Annotated in this window: 18 protein-coding genes; 5 read left to right on the forward strand and 13 right to left on the reverse strand. The window is 44.7% G+C overall.

The window, feature by feature from the left end; all coding sequences use genetic code 11:
- Positions 1–5: 5 nt before the first annotated feature.
- On the reverse strand, positions 6–1,043 hold the full coding sequence (gene bioB / locus CWI78_RS00880; protein WP_126779341.1) for a biotin synthase BioB: 1,038 nt from the start codon (positions 1,041–1,043) through the stop codon (positions 6–8).
- A gap of 101 nt (positions 1,044–1,144) precedes the next feature.
- Here bioB and bioA point away from each other — a divergent pair, with 101 nt between their 5' ends.
- Positions 1,145–2,440: an adenosylmethionine--8-amino-7-oxononanoate transaminase gene (bioA, locus tag CWI78_RS00885; RefSeq protein WP_126779343.1), complete on the forward strand. Its 1,296-nt coding sequence runs from the start codon at positions 1,145–1,147 to the stop codon at positions 2,438–2,440.
- Here bioA and CWI78_RS00890 read toward each other — a convergent pair.
- Positions 2,437–2,796 carry a hypothetical protein gene (locus CWI78_RS00890; protein WP_126779345.1) on the reverse strand — a complete coding sequence of 120 codons (360 nt, stop codon included), beginning with the start codon at positions 2,794–2,796 and terminating at the stop codon, positions 2,437–2,439. The two genes, bioA and CWI78_RS00890, sit on opposite strands and share 4 nt — an antisense overlap.
- Before the next feature lie 107 nt (positions 2,797–2,903).
- On the opposite strand from CWI78_RS00890, the gene asnS reads away from it, so the two are divergent.
- Complete coding sequence (gene asnS, locus CWI78_RS00895; RefSeq protein WP_126779347.1) at positions 2,904–4,304, forward strand: asparagine--tRNA ligase; 1,401 nt, start codon at positions 2,904–2,906, stop codon at positions 4,302–4,304.
- On the opposite strand, the gene CWI78_RS00900 is transcribed toward asnS, so the two are convergent.
- Positions 4,301–4,867 (reverse strand): nitroreductase family protein, encoded by a 567-nt coding sequence (locus CWI78_RS00900; RefSeq protein ID WP_126779349.1) that lies wholly within the window; start codon positions 4,865–4,867, stop codon positions 4,301–4,303. The two genes, asnS and CWI78_RS00900, sit on opposite strands and share 4 nt — an antisense overlap.
- A gap of 108 nt (positions 4,868–4,975) precedes the next feature.
- Between CWI78_RS00900 and sppA the strand changes: the two genes are divergently transcribed.
- Genes sppA through CWI78_RS00915 form a run of 3 tightly spaced genes read left to right on the forward strand, consistent with a single transcriptional unit; the run spans position 4,976 to position 9,260 of the window.
- Complete coding sequence (gene sppA / locus CWI78_RS00905) at positions 4,976–6,829, forward strand: signal peptide peptidase SppA (RefSeq protein ID WP_126779351.1); 1,854 nt, start codon at positions 4,976–4,978, stop codon at positions 6,827–6,829.
- Between the two features lie 38 nt (positions 6,830–6,867).
- Positions 6,868–7,881 carry an asparaginase gene (gene ansA, locus CWI78_RS00910; protein ID WP_126779353.1) on the forward strand — a complete coding sequence of 338 codons (1,014 nt, stop codon included), beginning with the start codon at positions 6,868–6,870 and terminating at the stop codon, positions 7,879–7,881.
- A 35-nt stretch (positions 7,882–7,916) separates the two neighbouring features.
- Positions 7,917–9,260 (forward strand): sodium-dependent transporter, encoded by a 1,344-nt coding sequence (locus CWI78_RS00915; RefSeq protein ID WP_126779355.1) that lies wholly within the window; start codon positions 7,917–7,919, stop codon positions 9,258–9,260.
- Positions 9,261–9,324: 64 nt separating this feature from the next.
- Here the strand turns inward: CWI78_RS00915 and CWI78_RS00920 are convergent, their stop codons facing one another.
- From CWI78_RS00920 to fabD, 10 genes are all read right to left on the reverse strand, one after another.
- Positions 9,325–10,809, reverse strand: a complete 1,485-nt coding sequence (locus tag CWI78_RS00920; RefSeq protein WP_126779357.1) for a bifunctional 2-methylcitrate dehydratase/aconitate hydratase — start codon at positions 10,807–10,809, stop codon at positions 9,325–9,327.
- A 347-nt stretch (positions 10,810–11,156) separates the two neighbouring features.
- On the reverse strand, positions 11,157–11,945 hold the full coding sequence (locus CWI78_RS00925) for a TatD family hydrolase (RefSeq protein ID WP_126779359.1): 789 nt from the start codon (positions 11,943–11,945) through the stop codon (positions 11,157–11,159).
- 12 nt (positions 11,946–11,957) lie between these two features.
- Positions 11,958–12,323: a hypothetical protein gene (locus tag CWI78_RS00930; RefSeq protein WP_126779361.1), complete on the reverse strand. Its 366-nt coding sequence runs from the start codon at positions 12,321–12,323 to the stop codon at positions 11,958–11,960.
- A 24-nt stretch (positions 12,324–12,347) separates the two neighbouring features.
- Positions 12,348–13,208 carry a DNA polymerase III subunit delta' gene (locus CWI78_RS00935; RefSeq protein WP_126779363.1) on the reverse strand — a complete coding sequence of 287 codons (861 nt, stop codon included), beginning with the start codon at positions 13,206–13,208 and terminating at the stop codon, positions 12,348–12,350.
- Entirely contained in the window at positions 13,208–13,825 is a 618-nt protein-coding gene (gene tmk, locus CWI78_RS00940; RefSeq protein WP_126779365.1) for a dTMP kinase, read from the reverse strand. The genes CWI78_RS00935 and tmk overlap by 1 nt, the downstream gene beginning before the upstream one ends.
- A gap of 2 nt (positions 13,826–13,827) precedes the next feature.
- Complete coding sequence (gene mltG, locus CWI78_RS00945) at positions 13,828–14,832, reverse strand: endolytic transglycosylase MltG (protein WP_126779367.1); 1,005 nt, start codon at positions 14,830–14,832, stop codon at positions 13,828–13,830.
- Positions 14,829–15,617, reverse strand: a complete 789-nt coding sequence (pabC, locus tag CWI78_RS00950; RefSeq protein WP_126779369.1) for an aminodeoxychorismate lyase — start codon at positions 15,615–15,617, stop codon at positions 14,829–14,831. Before pabC ends, mltG begins: the two co-directional genes overlap by 4 nt.
- A gap of 54 nt (positions 15,618–15,671) precedes the next feature.
- On the reverse strand, positions 15,672–15,911 hold the full coding sequence (acpP, locus tag CWI78_RS00955) for an acyl carrier protein (protein ID WP_011234585.1): 240 nt from the start codon (positions 15,909–15,911) through the stop codon (positions 15,672–15,674).
- A 118-nt stretch (positions 15,912–16,029) separates the two neighbouring features.
- Positions 16,030–16,767: a 3-oxoacyl-ACP reductase FabG gene (fabG, locus tag CWI78_RS00960; protein ID WP_126779371.1), complete on the reverse strand. Its 738-nt coding sequence runs from the start codon at positions 16,765–16,767 to the stop codon at positions 16,030–16,032.
- Positions 16,768–16,783: 16 nt separating this feature from the next.
- The gene (gene fabD, locus CWI78_RS00965) at positions 16,784–17,704 is read right to left on the reverse strand and encodes an ACP S-malonyltransferase (protein ID WP_126779373.1); all 921 of its coding nucleotides are present in this window, start codon (positions 17,702–17,704) and stop codon (positions 16,784–16,786) included.
- Between the last annotated feature and the right edge of the window lie 6 nt (positions 17,705–17,710).

Genomic DNA, 17,710 nt, shown 5'->3' on the forward strand with positions numbered 1-17,710 from the left:
TTTTACTAGGATGCGTCGTAATATCGAACAGGATTCTGCCGTTCTTTAATAGCGTCTTCAATAACCGCCGTATGAACGTCATCATCATAACCATCGCGTTGTTCCGGCGTTATTCCAAGGCGCTCGAACAAACGTAAATCAGCATCAGCCTCAGGATTCGCTGTCGTCAGCAGTTTTTCACCATAAAAGATTGAATTAGCACCGGCTAAAAAGCATAACGCCTGCATTTCATCACTCATATCTTCACGACCAGCCGACAAACGAACATGTGAGGCCGGCATTAGAATACGTGCAACAGCAACCGTTCGTACAAACTCAAAATTATCCATGTCTTCTAGCTTAGCGAAAGGTGTTCCTTCCACTTTTACCAGCATGTTAATAGGGACACTTTCAGGATGCTTAGGCAAATTAGCTAATTGAACTAATAAAGAGGCGCGATCGGTGACACTCTCACCCATACCCACAATACCGCCTGCGCAGACTTTCATACCGGCATCACGAACATTATTCAGTGTATTCAGGCGATCCTGATAAGTTCGGGTCGTAATAATATCGCCATAAAATTCCGGTGACGTATCGAGATTATGATTATAATAATCAAGACCTGCCTGCTCTAGCATTTTTGCCTGCTCATTGCTTAGCATGCCAAGAGTCATACAGCTTTCTAAGCCCAATGCTTTAACGCCTTTTATCATTTCAATAACGTAAGGCATATCGCGATCTTTTGGATTACGCCATGCGGCGCCCATACAAAAGCGGCTAGCGCCCTTTTCTTTTGCCGCCTGAGCTTCTGCCAGGACACTTTCTACAGCCATTAAACGCTCGCGCTCCAGGCCCGTATGATAATGAGCGCTTTGCGGACAATACTTGCAGTCTTCAGGGCAGGCTCCGGTTTTAATCGACAGCAAGGTACTAACCTGAACTTCGTTCGGATTAAAGTGCTGACGATGCACGGTTTGCGCTTCAAAAACTAAGTCATTTAGCGGCTTTTGTAACAGTTCCTGAACCTCTTCAATGGTCCAGTCATTGCGGACTTGTGACATGATGAATCTCATAGGTTTGGCAAATTATGGTCGACTAGAATAATTCAGCTCGATACACTGTCAATATACTTTGCATTCCATACTTTACAATAGATTATTTTATGACCAAAAGCGATATTGAATTTGATCGCCAGCATATTTGGCACCCCTACACTTCTATGCTGAACCCGCTACCCGCCTATAAAGTCGAGTCTGCAGAAGGTTGCACGCTCATTTTAGAGGAAGGAATTAAGGTAATTGATGGAATGTCTTCCTGGTGGGCTGTCATTCACGGCTACCGTAACCCACGCTTAGACGCAGTGGCACACAGCCAAATTGATAAAATGAGCCATGTCATGTTTGGTGGAATCACCCATCAGCCCGCCATCGATCTTGCCAGACGCCTGCTTGATTTGACCCCTGCACCACTGGAGCGGGTATTCATTGCTGACTCCGGATCGGTGAGCGTAGAAGTTGCCATAAAAATGGCGCTGCAGTTTTGGTTGGCTCAAGAGCGCTCGGAAAAACACCGTCTACTAACAGTAAAAGGCGGGTACCATGGTGACACCTTTAAAGCGATGTCGGTTTGTGACCCTGTCAACGGTATGCATCACTTGTTTAATAAAGCGATTAACTCACAGCTTTTTGCTGATGCGCCAGCATTAAGTCCTGATGACGAATGGACAGACAGCGCAGGCCAGCAGCTCAAACTGTGGTTTGAACAGTTTCATAAAGAGCTTGCGGCGGTGATACTTGAACCCATTGTTCAGGGTGCCGGCGGCATGCGTTTTTATCACCCGGAATACTTGCGATTAATACGTAAACTTTGCGATGACTATGATGTACTGCTCATTGCAGACGAGATTGCCACAGGCTTTGGCCGTACTGGCAAGTTATTTGCGTGTGAGCATGCGGAAGTTACGCCTGACATTCTTTGTTTGGGTAAAGCGCTCACTGGTGGTTATATGACGTTGGCAGCAACGCTAACCACGAAAAAAGTGGCAGAAACCATAGGGGAAGGCCCTGGTGGCGGTGCCTTGATGCATGGCCCTACGTTCATGGGGAACCCCTTAGCGTGCGCGGTCGCTACAGAGTCGCTGGCCATTATTGCTGAAGGCAATTGGCAGCAACAGGTCAACGACATAGAAAGACAGTTAAAGAAAGAACTTCTTCCTTTAGCAAAATACAGTTCGGTAAAAGACGCACGAGTCTTTGGGGCTATTGGCGTACTGGAAATGAATCAGCCAATTGACGTAGCCAGTGCACAAAAACGGTTTATTGAACTGGGTGTCTGGATCCGGCCTTTCGGGCGTTTACTTTATATTATGCCGCCTTACATCATTAGTGCAGAAGAGCTTAGCCAGCTGACTTATGCAATGAAAGACTATGTTGAAAATCAGGACAATGGAACGGTTTAGAAACCAAAGAAATAAAGCGATAAGCCACCCAGGCAACTCATGATTAATATCATAATATTAATCCATAAATGCTGCTTGTGCTGGCGGAACAGGACATAATTAAGAACAAAACTAACCAGGCTAACAAACAACCCGATAATTAAAAGTATGACAAATAAGTCGCCTAAAGTGAGGTGCCAGTAGTCACGTACCGAAATCCCAAAAATTTCGGTCAGAATGGTATTTCGTTCAGGTTTCGCATAATTGAAAACAGTGGCCGCAATCACAAAGATCAGCCAGCCAAAAATAGACAACCATCCCAGAACTCGAGACCAAAATGGTACCCGCTTTAAATCCGTTAAGGATCCCCTTTTCATAATTTTTCTCTCTGTTCTCAGGGGTTATACTTGAGTCTGCGCCAAACCGAGGTAACATAGCAACCTTTCTATAGCAAAATAGTGTAAATTTCGGAGAAAACCAACTCATGTCGTATGCTTCTGTAGTGGATGTTCTGGCAGGAAAAATCGCTGTCGATGAAACCGTCACAGTCCGGGGCTGGGTCCGCACTCGCCGTGACTCAAAAGCCGGTATTTCATTTATTAACTTGCACGATGGCTCATGCTTTGATGCCATTCAGGCCGTGGTTCCGGCTGAACTTCCCAATTACAGTAATGAAGTGCAGAAGCTGACGACTGGTTGTTCTGTTGCTATTACCGGTGTTGTTGTTCCTTCTCAGGGCAAAGGTCAGTCATTTGAACTTCAGGCAACCAAAGTTCACGTGTATGGCTGGGTTGAAGATCCTGACACCTACCCGATGTCGCCTAAGCGTCATAGTATGGAATATTTACGCGAATACGCTCACCTGCGCCCTCGCACGAACATTACCGGCGCCGTAATGCGTGTACGTAATGCCTTATCCCAGGCTATTCACCGCTTCTTCCATGAGGAAGGTTATTTGTGGGTGAGTACACCCATTATTACAACATCCGATTGCGAAGGCGCAGGCGAAATGTTCCGTGTTTCAACGCTGGATATGCTAAACATTCCGAAAACGGACAAAGGTGAGGTCGATTATTCTGAAGACTTTTTCGGTAAAGAAGCTTTTTTAACCGTTTCCGGACAGCTGAACGTTGAGTCTTACGCCTGCTCTCTGTCAAAGGTCTACACCTTTGGGCCGACATTCCGCGCCGAAAACTCAAACACCAGCCGTCACTTGTCTGAGTTCTGGATGGTAGAGCCGGAGCTGGCATTTGCTACTTTAGATGATGTTGCCGGCTTAGCTGAAGCCATGTTGAAATATGTCTTTAAAGCCGTGCTTGAAGAACGCCCGGACGACATGACATTCTTTGCTGAGCGCATTAACTCAGATGCTATTAGCCGTTTAGAGGCTATTGTTAATAATGACTTCGTGCACATGGATTACACCGACGCTATCGAGATTCTGAAGAGTTGCGACAAAAAGTTTGAGTATCCGGTTGAATGGGGAGTGGATCTACAATCAGAGCACGAACGTTATTTAGCCGAGGAGCATGTCGGGGCGCCGATTATTCTGAAAAACTACCCGCGTGACATCAAAGCGTTTTACATGCGTCAGAATGAAGATGGTAAAACGGTTGCCGCCATGGACGTTTTGGCGCCGGGTATTGGCGAAATCATTGGTGGTTCAGCCCGTGAGGAACGCTTAGACATTCTTGACCAGCGTATTGAAGAAATGAACCTGCCAAAAGAAGAGTATGGCTTTTACCGCGACTTACGTCGTTACGGTACCGTTCCTCACGCCGGTTTTGGTCTGGGCTTTGAACGTTTAGTGGCTTATGTCACTGGCGTACAAAATATTCGCGACGTTATCCCATTCCCACGGGCTCCGAAAAGTGCTGAGTTTTAATCCAGCACTAAGTCGTTAGCGTCCATAAAAAACGGTGATGGATCTTTTTGTGGTTTTATCGGCGTAGGGACCGCAGGTGTCCCTACGTACAGAAAGCCAACAATGGCATCGTCTACTGATAATCCTAGCTGTTCCTTGATAAATTCGTCCTCAGCCATCCATCCCGTACGCCAAATTGCCCCAATGCCTTGAGAAAAAGCAGCCTGTTGCATGCCATGAGTCGCACAGGCAACCGTACAAAGTTGTTCATCACGCGGGACTTTTTGATGTTCCTGGAAGCGTAAACAGGAAACAATCACTAAAGGTGCACGAAAAGGTAATTGCCCTGCTTGTTCCACGACCGTTTCAGAAAAGCCACTAAGTTGAGCTGCTTGCTGGTAAATGTCGGCCAGAAGCTGCCTTTCTTTGCCTTGAAATTGAATAAACTGATAAGGCGTTAGCCCCATGTGATCAGGCGCTCTTACGGCAGCAGCCTGTATCAGTTCTAACTGTTCTTGTGTAGGTCCCGGCTCGTTTAAACGCGGCATAGAGGAGCGAGTTGTTAATAATTCTTCGGCTTTCATACATCAACCTTATTCAATGTGTAACGCTTCGTTACATTCTCTGACTGGTCTGTCGCCCAGACATTCGATATGCTAAGACCAATTTAAATTAGCAAGTGAGAATTAACTATGCGTTCAGTCGGGTCAATCTTCAGTTATTTGTGGAAAATAATCAACGGTACTCGTAAGTTCATCTTGAACCTTATATTTTTCATTATTTTAGCGATTTTTATTGCTAGCTTGATGCAGGGAGAAGATCCTATCGAAGTTCCTGAAAATGGAATTATGGTTCTTAATCCAAACGGAATGTTAGTTGAAGAAAAAACCTGGGTTGATCCTTTCAACAAATTTCTCAATGAAGCAATGGGCAATGGAGATGAAGTTCCTGAAGTACTTTTATCTGATGTTATTGACTCAATTGAGAAAGCTAAAACTGACGAACGCATCGGTGCGCTTTATCTGAACCTACAAAACTTGTACCCCAGTGGTTTGAATAAGCTACGCGCAGTTGCAGATGCATTAAATGACTTCCGTACCTCTGGAAAGCCAATTATCAGCAATGCTGACTATTATATGCAGCACCAGTATTACCTGGCAGCTCACGCCGACCAGCTTTACCTGAACCCAATGGGCGCCGTGGTTTTTGAAGGGCTTGACTATACTCAGGTTTACTTCAAAGAGTTGCTCGACAAACTCAAAGTTCAGCCTCATGTATTCAAGGTTGGTAAATTTAAAGCGGCTGTTGAACCTTTTATCCGCAACGACATGTCAGATGAAGCCCGCGAAGCCAACCAGTTCTTATATTCTGCATTGTGGGAAACTTTCCATGCAGATGTTACCGCAGCTCGAAACATTAATCCGTTAGTCACCAGCGGTAAAATAGATGATTATATGTCAGCATTTAATAATGCCGATGGTGATATGGCTAAGATGGCATTAGAAACGAACTTAGTTGATGCCCTGCGTACACGGACAGAAGTTCGTAATGAACTGATAAACCTGGCCGGGCACGACGAAGAGGAAGACACGTTCCGTCATATTACGTTTGACAATTACTTAGCTTCTGAAAAGGCTGTTCCTGAGAGTTTGGAGCCGAAAGATCGTGATCAAATTGCCGTTATCATGGCTCGAGGTCAAATCGTTAATGGTTCACAAAAAGCTGGTATGATTGGCGGGGACAGCACCGCCAAGCTTATTCGTGATGCGCGTAATGACGAGCAAACCAAAGCCATTGTACTTCGCATTGACAGCCCCGGCGGCAGTGCTTTTGCGTCAGAAATTATTCGACAAGAAATTTTACAGGCGAAAGAAGCGGGCATTCCGGTCATTGCATCAATGAGCTCAGTAGCAGCTTCTGGTGGTTACTGGATTGCGGCCGACGCAGACAAAATTGTTGCAGCACCAACAACAATTACGGGTTCAATCGGTGTTTTTGGTCTGCTAATGACGTTGGAAGACAGTTTCGCGGCTATTGGAATTCATAGTGACACCGTGAGTACCACCGAGATATCGGCATTGAATCCTCTTGAGGAAATGACCGATTATCAAAAAACACTCATACAGCGCTCTGTTGAGACCACTTACGAAAACTTTTTAACCATTGTTAGTAACGCACGTAATATGTCTCGCGATGATGTTCACGAAGTTGCTCAAGGTCGCATATGGACAGGAAAGCAAGCAATGGAGTTTGGCCTGGTTGACCAATTAGGTGATTACGATGACTCCATTACGCTTGCGGCTGAACTTGCGGCCATTGACGATTATGATGTAACTATTGTTAAGCAAGAGCTGTCTTCAAAAGAAAAGTTTTTAGCTGATTTATTTAACAGCAGTTCAGATTACCTGCCAACGCCGGATCTCAGTTCACAGCACTGGTTAATGGGTACCTTGAATAAGGTGAAATCTGAAACTGCGGTTCTGCAGAACTTTGATGACCCTAAAAATGTTTACTCTTATTGTGCACTCTGCCCTCAACCGCGATAGAATTATCGCGGTTATTTCGTAGAGCACAGGAGTGAACTTTGCCGCGTAAAAAGATTTATGTCGCCTACACGGGGGGCACCATAGGTATGAAAAAATCAGCTCAGGGTTATGTTCCGGTTGCGGGACACCTGAGCCGGTGCGTTGAAAACATGCCTGAATTCTTTCGTGATGAGATGCCGGAGTTTACCATTAATGAATACTCTCCATTAATGGATTCCTCCAATATGGCACCTTCTGACTGGGTGACTATTGCTCGAGACATTGAACGAAACTACGCCGATTATGACGGGTTTGTCATTTTGCACGGTACTGACACCATGGCATACACCGCATCGGCATTGTCATTCATGCTACAAAACCTGAGTAAACCCGTCATTGTTACTGGGTCTCAAATACCGTTAGCGGCTTTACGTTCCGATGGTCAAACAAACTTACTTAACTCATTATATGTTGCAGCGAACTACCCTATTCCAGAAGTTGGTTTATTTTTTAATAACACGCTTTATCGTGGAAACCGCTCTACCAAAGCCGACGCTAACGGGTTTAATGCGTTTGCTTCACCCAACTACCCGTCCTTACTTGAGGCTGGAATTCAAATTCAATTAAATGCGGGAGAACTCTCTGAGCCCTCAACTCATTCGTTAAAAGTGATTGAGATGACGCCTCAGCCCATTGGGGTTGTCATGCTATATCCAGGGATTTCAGCTGATATTATAAAAAATCAGTTACAGCAGCCGGTAAAAGCCATGATTTTGCAAAGTTACGGAGTGGGTAATGCCCCACAAGATGATGCGCTACTGGCAAGCTTGAAAACTGGAATTGATCAGGGGATTACCATTCTTAATTGCACTCAATGCTTCCGTGGGCGAGTTAATATGGATGGTTATGCGACAGGGAATGCTCTGGCTGAAATAGGTATCGTTTCAGGTGCTGACATGACCATAGAAGCGGCTCTCACAAAGCTACACTATTTATTGTCACAGAACTTAGATCAGAGCAAAATGCAAAAGTTGTTACAGAAGAATTTACGTGGCGAGTTAACTCCGCCATAATTTGACGCTGCTCAAATAATAATAAGAAAAAAGACATGGCAAATTCATCACCCGCGTTCGCAACCCGACTGGGTTTTATTTTAGCCGCCGCCGGTTCAGCGGTAGGCGTTGGAAATATTTGGGGCTTTCCTACACAGGCTGCCAGTAATGGAGGCGGCGCATTCCTGCTCGTTTACCTTATAATGATTGTGTTATTGGCTTATCCTATGCTGGTGGCGGAAATCACCATTGGCCGGATACGACGCCAAAACCCCATAGAGGCTCTGCGCAACTTATCCGACAAACCTTTTCTAAGGGGCTCAGGTGCAATAACGGGAGTTATCGGGCTGATAGTACTTAGCCTAATCCTAAGCTTCTATGCCATTGTATCTGGCTGGCTTTTATCTTATATGCTTGCGCCATTGATGGTACTCGTTGGTTTACCTGAAACAGCCGCTTGGTTTACTGAGTTTTCCGTCTCCAGAAACATGGCAACCATGGTATTTTTCATGCTGTTGACAATTTATGTGGTGCGCTCAGGAGTCAATAACGGTATCGAGCGTTGGTCCCGGCGATTAATGCCTTTGTTATTTATTCTGCTGATTGGTATGTCTGCCTATATTCTGACGCAGGACGGCGCTATGGAAGGCCTGAAGATGTACTTGTTACCAGACTTCTCAACCATAACGGATCCAAACCTCATTATTCGCGCTATGGGGCAGGCTTTCTTCTCTCTGTCACTGGGCGTTTGTGTCATGATGACCTACGGGGCATACCTTTCGAACTCTGAAAACATTCCAAAAACAGCAGCCTGGGTAGCGGGCATTGATACCAGTGTTGCCTTTTTAGCCGGATTATTGATTCTACCCGCCATGTTTGTTGCACAATCGAATGGCGTTACGATTTATGCAGAAGACGGTACCCTATTATCTGCAGACACTCTCGTTTTTACCGTATTACCAGCAATGTTTGATGCGCTGGGCTACGCGGGTTTATTTGTTTCCTTTGGATTTTTTCTACTCATGGTGATTGCAGCCATTACTTCGTCAATCTCTATGCTAGAGGCGCCCGTCAATGCGCTGCGGGAAGAAGCGAACTGTGACCGCAGTAGTGGCGTGTGGATCATTGCACTGGTCGTAACCAGTATTTCAACGGTCATTATTTATAATTTTGAACTACTCTTCGGTGCGGTTATTACCTTCAGCACGGTCTATATGCAACCAATAATGGCTCTTGTATTCGGTATCATGCTGACTTGGGTGTTACGCCAAAATCATTTGTTAAAAGCGCTAAAACAAGGTTCCCCCAATATTGATAAGAGCCTGTTCTGGAAAATATGGCCCTGGTACGTCAAGTTCATTTGTCCGGTACTGATTTTATTAGTTATCTGGCGAGGGTAAAACCTATAAAGCCCTTCGGTCTTGCGAGCGAAGGGCTTTTTTACTTTTGACTTTTAAATATGGACTAAATAACAAACATATCCATAAAGTCATTAACCGATATATTTTCAAAAGACACTTGTTGGCTACAACGGTTAAAAATAGAATTCACCTGTTGCTCAGGGAAGCGTGTCGCTAAATTTGCTTTAAATTTGCTCTCAAGCACCGATACCCCCTCTTCTCTACGTCGTCTGTGTCCTATCGGGTACTCGACAGTGACTTTTTCCGTGCTGCTCCCGTCTTTAAAGAACACCTGCAACGCATTAGCAATAGAACGCTTACTCGGATCGTGATAATCCTTACTGAACTCTTTGTCCTCAACCACCTGAATTTTTTCCCGAATGGTATCAATAACGGGGTTACCTTCATGAAATCCGTTCTCGTAATGATCCGCATTGAGCTCCCCAAAGAGTAAAGGCACCGCGGTCATATACTGTAGGCAGTGATCGCGATCAGCGGGGTTTGCCAGCTTTCCTTGTTTGGAAATAATGCGAATAGCCGACTCATGAGTGGTAATCTCGACTTTTTCTATCTCATCAATTCTGTCTTTTACTTCTGGATGCAGTGTCACCGCTGCTTCGCAAGCAGTCTGAGCGTGGAACTCAGCAGGAAATGATAACTTAAACAGGATGTTTTCCATGACATAACTGCCATAGTCTCTTTGAAATTTAAATTCCCAATCAGATTCTGGTTTCAGTTGCTGATCTTTATTCGTCTTATTAAATAAGACATCGTAAAAGCCCCACTGAGGTGCTGTCAGTGCTCCCGGAATGCCCATCTCACCGCGCATCGTCATATCCGCTAAGCGAACGGCTCGCGAGGTGGCGTCCCCCGCTGCCCACGATTTTCGTGAACCTGCATTGGGCGCATGTCGATAGGTTCTCAAAGACTGACCATCAACCCAGGCTTGCGACACCGCTGCCATGATTTGCTCTCTGGAGCCCCCCATTAACCAAGTAACGACAGCAGTAGAAGCGACCTTTACCAGAACCACATGATCAAGGCCGACACGATTAAAGCTATTCTCAATGGCTAAGTTGCCCTGAATTTCATGCGCTTTAATCATAGCCTCTAAAACGGTTTTCATCGTTAAAGGCTTGTCACCCTTCGACAATCGGTTTTGCGAAATAAAATCAGCAGTCGCTAATATGCCACCTAAATTATCCGACGGGTGTCCCCATTCAGCGGCTAACCAAGTGTCGTTAAAATCCAGCCAACGAATGATGCAGCCAATATCCCAGGCCGCCTTTACCGGATCCATACGAAATTGAGTGCCCGGTACCCGAGCCCCGTTTGGAACAGTCGTTCCTTCAACTAAAGGCCCCAGATGTTTAGCGCATTCCGGAAAACGCAGAGCTAACAAGCCACACCCCAAAGTATCCATCAGGCAATTGCGGGCGGTATTCCAAGCTTCATCACTCTTAATTTCATAATCAATGACATAGTCTGCGATAGTTTGAATCACTTCGTCATAGTCTGGACGTTCATTACTTTCAACTGTTGCACTCATCGCTGACTCCTCAGTTCAAATCTATAAGCATGATTTCTCAATAAACTTTCTTGATTTATTTGTACCTAAAAAGTCCTGTTTTTGATCGCTATCTTTTCTATCAGATATGATTTAAAAGGCAAAAAAAACCCGGAACCAATCCAAATTGTTCCGGGTATAGGGGAATGGCTCAAGTAATGAGCCGTGCGCTAACTCATGATAAAACGATAAAATAATTCGCCTAAAATTTGTTCGGTAAATTTCAGTTTAGACAATATTGAAGAGATGTCTAATATTTTAGTGAAAATTTTTATCTTACTGTTTTTAGTGAATTTTCATAAACTAGCACACAAGTTATTCACAGCTAATTAAGAGTTACTAAACAGCTTGTAATAGTTGGCTGTTGTTGTCTTCGCTACCTCTTCTAAGGTCACTCCCTTCACATCAGCAACACACTTTGCAACGTCCACAACATAGGCAGGCTGGTTTTCTTTACCTCTATGAGGAACCGGCGCTAACCAAGGACTGTCGGTTTCGATAAGCAATTTCTCCAGTGGCAAAGCTTTTATTGTGTCACGTAACTGTTGAGCATTTCGGAACGAAGCGATACCCGAGATAGAAATATAGAAATCGAGATCATCAATGGCTTTTTTAGCCATCTCAAGAGACTCTGTAAAGCAATGCAGAACACCACCTGGTTTCTCAGCGTGCCCGTTTCTTAATAACGACAAGGTGTCATCCTGCGCATCACGGGTATGAATAATCAGCGGTTTATTTATGTCACTTGCTATTTCAATGTGCTGCTCAAAGTTCTCCCGCTGTAAGGTTTTTGATTCAGGGTGATAAAAATAATCCAAACCTGTTTCTCCAACTGCTACAACATGGTCTGCAGAAGCCAGCTCGCGTAATTTTATACTGAGTTCAGCTATAGGAGTTTGGCTGTCTTTGACGTATAGCGGATGTACCCCACAAGAAATCGAAACGTCCTCAAACTCCGCAACCGCGGCCTGCATAGCAGGAAAGTCTTCAAGAGTAACGCAGACACACAGCATGTGTTCAACTTTGTTAGCACGTGCCTTATTAATAATATCTTTTAACTGAGCACCCGCTTTTTCAGGATTAATTTTATCCAAATGGCAATGCGAGTCGACAAACATAGAGGGCTCCACTTAGCGTTTATGACAGTGACAAGAGTCGTTAACAAGTTGATGAAAGAGTTTACCATATTCACTTGTATGATGGCGGCAAAGGTAACGAACAGAGTGAATTATCGCGTGCTGCTTGGGTGAAATCGAAACCGCTAACCAATGCTTCAATTCTTCAGTCTCAAAACGGAAAACAACCGTTACATCTAAACGCAGAACGTCCTGGTTTGATTCAAACCTTTCAATTTCTAATATCATCTTATCGCCAAGCGCGAGCTCATCGAGACAGCTTGCGTCATGATATACAAGCAAAGTAAATGAGGAAAACTCGGGAAGAACGTGTGTGGCAAACTCAATGGCAGAACCAGGTTTAAATTTTAAGGTCAGCACGGACGGCTCCTTTCTACGGAGTAGCTACCGCGAAAAGCTATCTGCCCAGCGACTCCATGCAAAACTTAATAATAGCGGTAAATTAATCCCGGTTGACCCCTGAAATCGCTGACGTAACTGTCGGCATTCTGATACCCATTCACTCAGTTGAGCAACACTGACCCATTCAAAGCGACTCACCTGCTGCAAATCATCCACTAACGGCTGATACCGCAAGCGACTGGTTGCCGCATTTTGACTCATTAGCAGCCAGTCGAGGAGCAAGTTTTCAGAAACATCGAGCCAAGCTAAAGCAACCTCTTTGTCTTTTAATAATGGAAACTCTTTTTGCCCTCTCAAAGCAATCAAAAGTTCTTTCGCAAAATCAATTTGTTCGTCGCTTTGGATGGTCGTTGGATAAGAGACACTGAGCCATTGCATACGACTTCTTAGTGTTGGAAGTAATCGCTCGGCATCGGCCGTTGAAACTAACCAATGTGTATCTGACGGAGGTTCTTCCAAAACTTTCAACAAAGCATTTCCCGCCTGCTCTGTCATTTTCTCAGCCTGTAATATTACCGCAACTTTTAAACCGCTCTGGTTTGCCGTTTGCATAACGTTTCTCTGTAACTCTCGAACGCTATCGACACCAATACGGTTAACCTCAGCACCATCAATTGTCCAGGTATCCGGATGATTACCTGACTGGTAAAGTAAACAGGATTTACATTTTCCACAGGCACTCTTCCCCGGCTGCTTACACAATAAAAACTGGTTCAACCGCTGAATAAACTCAGTTGAACCGGCCTCGACATTGTGCTGCAAATAATAGGCATGAGCCAAGCGCCCTGCTTCTGCACTCGCGACTAGTCTCAGCCAAGGTTCTCGCAGCCATGGAAAAGCCATTAAAACAAGTACTCCTCAATTGCTCTTAATATTTCCTGATGCACGTCCAGCATTGACTGATTTGCATCAATAACAATAATGCTTGGATCTTTAGCGGCAATGTTCAGATAGGCTTGCCGAGTCCGCTGAAAAAACGCCAAATCCTCTTCTTCAATCCGATCAAGCTCTCCGCGCTCTCGCGCACGCTCAAGACCTTTCTTTTCATCAACATCAAGCAATAGGGTTAAATCCGGTGTAAAGCGTCCTAACGTAATCTTGCGTACTTTTTCTAGCAATTCATCGCCAAGCTCACGCCCACCTCCCTGATAAGCTCTTGACGATAAATCATGCCGATCGCCAATCACCCAGCGATTCTTGGCTAACGCTGGCTTAATGATATTATCAACAAGCTGAACTCTGCTCGCGTACATCAATAATAGCTCAGTGGTTGGACTGACTTTTTCATCCCACTTCTTTTTTACTAAATCGCGCAGAGACTCCGCCAACGGAGTTCCGCCTGGCTCCCGAACCGTCTCAGCCTGAATCCCTTTAGCTTGCAAGTGCGTAACAACACTTGCTATAGCCGAGCTTTTGCCGGCACCTTCGAGTCCTTCGATAACAATAAATTTTCCTGACATAATCACTCTTGGTTCAGTTGGTATCGGCGTACAGCCTGTTGATGTTCTTTCAGTGTCTCAGAAAACACATGACCACCCGATTTGTCCGCGACAAAATAATAATAAGGAGAACGTACCGGGTTAGCGGCGGCTTCAATCGATGCTTTTCCGGGCATAGCAATTGGTGTTGGTGGCAACCCATTAATTCGATAGGTGTTATAGGCTGTTTTTTCGCGCAAGTGGGCTCTCGTCAGGTTACCGTCAAAGTTATCAATACCGTAAATTGTGGTTGGATCAGACTGCAAACGCATGCCGGTGGCCAGACGATTAGCAAAAACGCTGGCAACCAACGGACGTTCATCGGCCAAGCCCGTTTCTTTTTCTATAATAGAAGCCAGTATGAGCAGTTCATAAGGTGAGCTTACGGGGCAGCGATCCGAACGCTCCTCCCAGGCATGCTGTACGGCATTCTGCATTGAAATATAAGCCTGCTTCAGTATAGAAATATCGGTCGTATAGGCCCTGTAGCTATAAGTTTCTGGCAATAAAACGCCTTCGGCAGACGCTTCTTCAATGCCCAGCTTTTGCCGCAGTTCTGACTCATTTAACTCCGATGTTTTATCGATAAGATAAGGCTGTTCACTAAGTTGAGCTAACCATTGCTGCAGAGTTAACCCCTCGACTAAAGTGACACTAAAGGTTTTTTCACGCCCTTGGTTGAGCATCTTCCAAATATCAAACCAACTTTGCTGGCCTTGTATTTCATAAAGTCCTGCCTGCAAGTGGTTAATATCTGCAAAAATCTGGCTAAGACGATAACTTACCGCTGAGTGCCCGGATTGAAAATGCACTGTAACTTGGTTTGTTACGCTTCGTGCTGTTGCACCACCTTTAAAGTCTAGTAATAAAGGCGTCGTTGCCTCAGGTTTTATCGGTTGCGACAAATACCACCGGCCCGCTAAAAAGGCTGCAGTGACTGTCATTGCCAACGCCACAATAAGCAGCAATAAAGGAAGACGTATTTTCATAATGTAAACTGTTCTAATACCGCTGGTAACTCACTATTATCCAATACTTTACCATTAAACTGACTCACGCGAACAGCGCCACGGACGCTATTAGTGATTATCATCTGTTCAATATTGTCCATTTCATTCAGTGAGTAATCACCAATATTCAGAGGTCCAAGAAGCCCGCCATCAATAATGAGTTGCCGAATCACCCCGTTAACTCCCGCGACACTCAAATCAGGTGTGTACCACTGACCCTGCTTATGCCAAAACACATTACCCTGTATCGCTTCAATCACATTATTATCAGAGTCACACACTAATAAATCATCAAATGTTGACGCACGGCACTCTTTAGTCAATAAAACTTGTTCCATTCGGTTTAGGGTCTTTAAGCCGGCAAGTTTGGGTTGTTTTGCTAAACGTAGCTCAGCAAGCCCAAGGTGCACTGTTCGGACCGGTGCAGGCAAGTCACTCACCTGAATATACTCGTTCGCAACAGCATCATCCGAAAAGCTGTAACCGCGCCCACCGTATCCTCTGGTGACAATAACTTTGCAAACCCCTTCCCGGAATTCGGAACACGCCTTATGAATACGTTCATGGAGAGAATCAAAGTGTGAATGGTTTATGAATAAACGGGCATTCGCTTGAGACAACCTTTGCAGATGTCTTTCAATGAACAAGGGTTCACCGTTTACGACCCGAATGGTCGTAAAGTGCCCATCACCAAACTGTAATCCTCTGTCTATTTCAGAGAAATGAAACGGCTTATTATTGAGTAGTATTTTTCGTATTGTCATAACAAAAAAGGCGGAACCAATGGTTCCGCCTTTTATATCATGTTCAACGACAAATTAGTCGTTAGAATGATTATTTACGTAATCAATAGCTGATTGAACAGTTTTGATTTTCTCAGCTTCTTCGTCTGGAATTTCAGTTTCAAATTCTTCTTCCAAAGCCATTACCAGTTCAACGGTGTCCAAAGAGTCAGCACCCAGGTCATTTTCAAATGACGCTTCAGGCTTAACTTCTTCTTCTTTAACACCTAACTGTTCAACAATGATTTTTTTAACGCGTTCTTCAATAGTACTCATGATTATAAAATCCCTCAATAGTCATCGCGAGAGTGAAAATTGGCTGTAGTGTAGTGAAACCAGCCCCATTAATAAAGTAAAAAATAGCATAAAGTTAAGAGGTCGTACCGCTTACCCCTTAAACCATCGCCATACCACCATTAACGTGAATGGTTTCACCAGTGATATAAGCTGCACCGTCAGATGCTAAAAATGCTACCGCAGCAGCAATTTCCGCCGGTTCGCCCAAACGCGAAGCCGGAATATTATCAAAAATAGCTTGTTTTTGTTCGTCGTTTAGCGATTTTGTCATATCGGTATCGATAAAACCCGGTGCAACACAATTAACGGTAATACCGCGTGCTGCAACTTCCTTTGCCATAGCCTTACTAAATCCGACTAAACCAGCTTTAGCAGCACAATAGTTAACTTGCCCGGGGTTTCCAGTGGTACCAACCACTGAGCTAATATTAATAATGCGACCATTGCGACGCTTCATCATACCTCGCACAACCGCCTTACAAACCTTAAATACCGCTGACAAATTGGTATTCAATACGGCATCCCACTCGTCATCTTTCATTCTCATCATTAAATTATCACGAGTGATACCGGCGTTATTCACAAGGATATCGATAGAACCGTATTCTTTCTCAATATCTTTGATGACCTGTTGCAAGCTATCTGAGTCAGTAACATCAAGCGCTAATCCTTTGCCTTTTGAACCAAGGTAGTCAGAAATCGCGGCGGCACCTTTATCTGAGGTAGCCGTACCAATGACTTTGGCCCCCTGGCTGGCAAGTAGCTCAGCGATTGCTTTTCCTATCCCCCGGCTTGCACCGGTAACCAATGCGACTTTATTTTCAAAGTTTTGCACGTAAATAACCTTTTAATTAAAGTGAGTTCAAAGAGTCTAGCGTATTCAGTGCACTACAGCCAAAAGACTTAGTAATGCGCTTGTTCAACCCAGTTAAAACTTTCCCCGGGCCAACTTCATAAGCTGTTTCGACATCCATTTTCGCTATCTGTTCCACCGTTTCTGTCCAGCGAACTGGGCAGTAAAGTTGGCGCACTAGCGCATCTTTAATAGCCGCTTCATTATCCGCTATAGCGACATCTACGTTATTAATAACGGGGGTACGTGCTGATTTTAAAGTTACTGATTGCAATGCCTCAGCCAATTGGCTAGCCGCTGGTTGCATCAGAGCACAATGCGACGGAACACTTACGGGTAAAGGTAAAACACGCTTAGCACCGGCTTCTTTCAGAGCTTCGGCAGCTCGAGCAACCGCTTCCGTGTGTCCTGCTATAACCACCTGCCCCGGCGAATTATAATTAACTGGAGTAACAACTTGTCCAGCCGCCTGCTCTAAACAAATTTTCTCAATTTCTGCATCCTCTAAGCCAATAACTGCAGCCATGGCACCTTCGCCTTCTGCTACGGCCTGCTGCATAAACTGCCCTCGCAAGGCGACAAGTTTAACAGCATCACTAAAATCAAGAACCCCGGCACAAACAAGAGCTGAATACTCACCCAGACTGTGTCCAGCCATTACACTAATATCGGTCAAGCCCTTTTCTTTAGCTACACGATATAGAGCGACACTGGCCGTTAATAATGCCGGTTGAGTACGTTGCGTCTCATTCAGCTGTTGCTCTGGACCTTGCTGCACCAATTTCCATAGATCGTAATCCAGAGCACTGCTGGCTTCAGAGAACGTTTCTTTAATTAGTGCAAAGTCATTTGATAAATCACCAAGCATTCCGACACTTTGTGAACCTTGCCCCGGAAATAACAACGCTGTTTTAGTCATAACTAT

Origin of the sequence: Idiomarina ramblicola (assembly GCF_003987255.1) — a bacterium.
Classification (GTDB): domain Bacteria; phylum Pseudomonadota; class Gammaproteobacteria; order Enterobacterales; family Alteromonadaceae; genus Idiomarina; species Idiomarina ramblicola.